This window comes from Bacillus cereus group sp. BfR-BA-01381, assembly GCF_022663555.1.
GTDB lineage: Bacteria > Bacillota > Bacilli > Bacillales > Bacillaceae_G > Bacillus_A > Bacillus_A pacificus.
The window spans coordinates 1-1,897 of record NZ_JAKUFR010000191.1; the positions used below are offsets into that span (position 1 = coordinate 1).

Below are 1,897 nucleotides of genomic sequence, written 5' to 3' on the forward strand. Positions count from 1 at the left end.
TTTCACAAGCTAGGGTGGTACCGCGATTTCTTCGTCCCTGCATAATTATATGCAGGGACGTTTTTTTATCCAATCATTTCCGTATCATATTAAAGAAACAACAATTACTGGTAATTTGTCACAAAATTCTAAAATTTAGAAGGAAATAAACAATATTGGCGAATTTTATATAAAAAAGAGCTATTTTAGATTACTTAGGAGGGGAAAACAATGGTTTCAAAAATTGAATCTGTTCTTTTAACAGTATTTATCTTTTTCTGCATTGGCTTTAGTGTTATCAAATTAGAAGTTTCACCACACATCCCAATTTTATTTGGTATCGTTCTTTTATTAGCATTTGGATTTATGAAAAAAATTGATTGGTCTACGATGGAAAAAGGAATGATAAGTAGTATTTCAGCTGGTATTCCATCTATTTTTATATTCTTACTTGTAGGCGTATTAATTAGTGTTTGGATCGCTGCTGGAACAATTCCAACTTTAATGGTATACGGCTTCCAGCTTGTATCTCCAAAAATTTTCATTCCAACTGTTTTTGTTGTTTGTGCAATTGTTGGAACAAGTATCGGTAGTGCCTTTACAACTGCCGCAACTGTAGGACTTGCCTTTATGGGCATGGGTAGTGCTCTCGGATACGATCCTGCTCTAATCGCTGGTGCAATTATTTCTGGTGCATTCTTTGGAGATAAAATGTCTCCTTTATCTGATACAACAAACTTAGCGCCAGCTGTAACGGGTGTAGATTTATTTGAGCATATTCGTAACATGCTTTGGACAACAGTTCCAGCTTTCATTATTGCTTTTATCGCATTTTTCATTTTAGGAAGCGGTACTAGTGGAGACGTTGACTTCACAAACTTCATTAGCGCATTAGAGAAAAATGCAACGATTTCTATCTTTACACTTATTCCAATTTTATTACTGTTCCTATTCGCATTTAAAAAAGTTCCAGCAGTTCCAACATTACTTGCTGGAATTATAGTAGGAATCATTATCCTCTTTATATTTAAACCTAGTACTTCTTTAACTGATTTAATGAAAATTATGCAAGACGGTTACGTTTCTAAAACTGGTATGAAAGATATTGATAGCTTATTATCTCGCGGTGGCCTGCAAAGTATGATGATGTCAATCGCTCTTATTTTCCTAGCTCTTTGTATGGGAGGATTATTACAAGGAATGGGTATTATTACGCAGCTAATGAATATCATCTCTAGCTTCGTAAAAACTAGCACACGCTTAATTATTTCTACTGCTTCAACTGCAATCGGTGTGAACTTCTTACTTGGTGAGCAGTACTTATCTATCGTTTTAACAGGACAAGCATTCGCTAATAAATATGATGAAGTCGGTTTAGAACGTCGTAATTTATCACGTGTATTAGAAGATGCAGGTACAGTTATTAACCCGCTCGTACCATGGGGAGTAAGTGGCGTGTTCTTATCGAACGTCCTTGGCGTTCCAACTTTTGATTACGTTCCATTCGCAATCTTCTGCTTAGCTTGTCCAGTCGTAACGATTATCGTCGGCTTTACTGGATTTGGCCTTTCATGGAAGAAAGAAAAAGCAGTAACACTTTCATAATATATTAAAAAGGATTACCTGAATCGGTAATCCTTTTTATATTTCTCCACTATCTATTTGCTTTTTTTCTTCTAAATAACAGAAGGAATCCAGCTCCAATAAATGCCAATCCAGCTCCAATTGTAGAAGCAACACTTGTACCTGTTTTCGGTAAATCACGTTCTTCTTTCTTTTCACTTACAGTTGTTGTTTCTTTTGCATTTTGATTATCCGTTGTAGTTTGTCCAGATCCTGCATTATTACCTTCATCTGTTGGTGGTGTCGTCGGATTTTCTCCATTATTCCCTTCACCTGTTGGTGGTGTCGTTGGATT

Annotated in this window: 2 protein-coding genes; one reads left to right on the forward strand and one right to left on the reverse strand. The window is 35.9% G+C overall.

Features of this window, described 5'->3' with window-relative positions:
* Positions 1–210 precede the first annotated feature (210 nt).
* Entirely contained in the window at positions 211–1,584 is a 1,374-nt protein-coding gene (gene nhaC, locus MR079_RS28160) for a Na+/H+ antiporter NhaC (protein WP_000253747.1), read from the forward strand.
* Positions 1,585–1,633: 49 nt separating this feature from the next.
* On the opposite strand, the gene MR079_RS28165 is transcribed toward nhaC, so the two are convergent.
* On the reverse strand, positions 1,634–1,897 hold a 264-nt coding region (locus MR079_RS28165), incomplete at its 5' end, for an LPXTG cell wall anchor domain-containing protein (RefSeq protein WP_242295069.1).

What these genes read in the sequence shown, in the direction of transcription:
- nhaC (WP_000253747.1), top strand. Translation starts at nt 211, where the DNA reads ATGGTTTCAAAAATTGAATCTGTTCTTTTAACAGTATTTATCTTTTTC.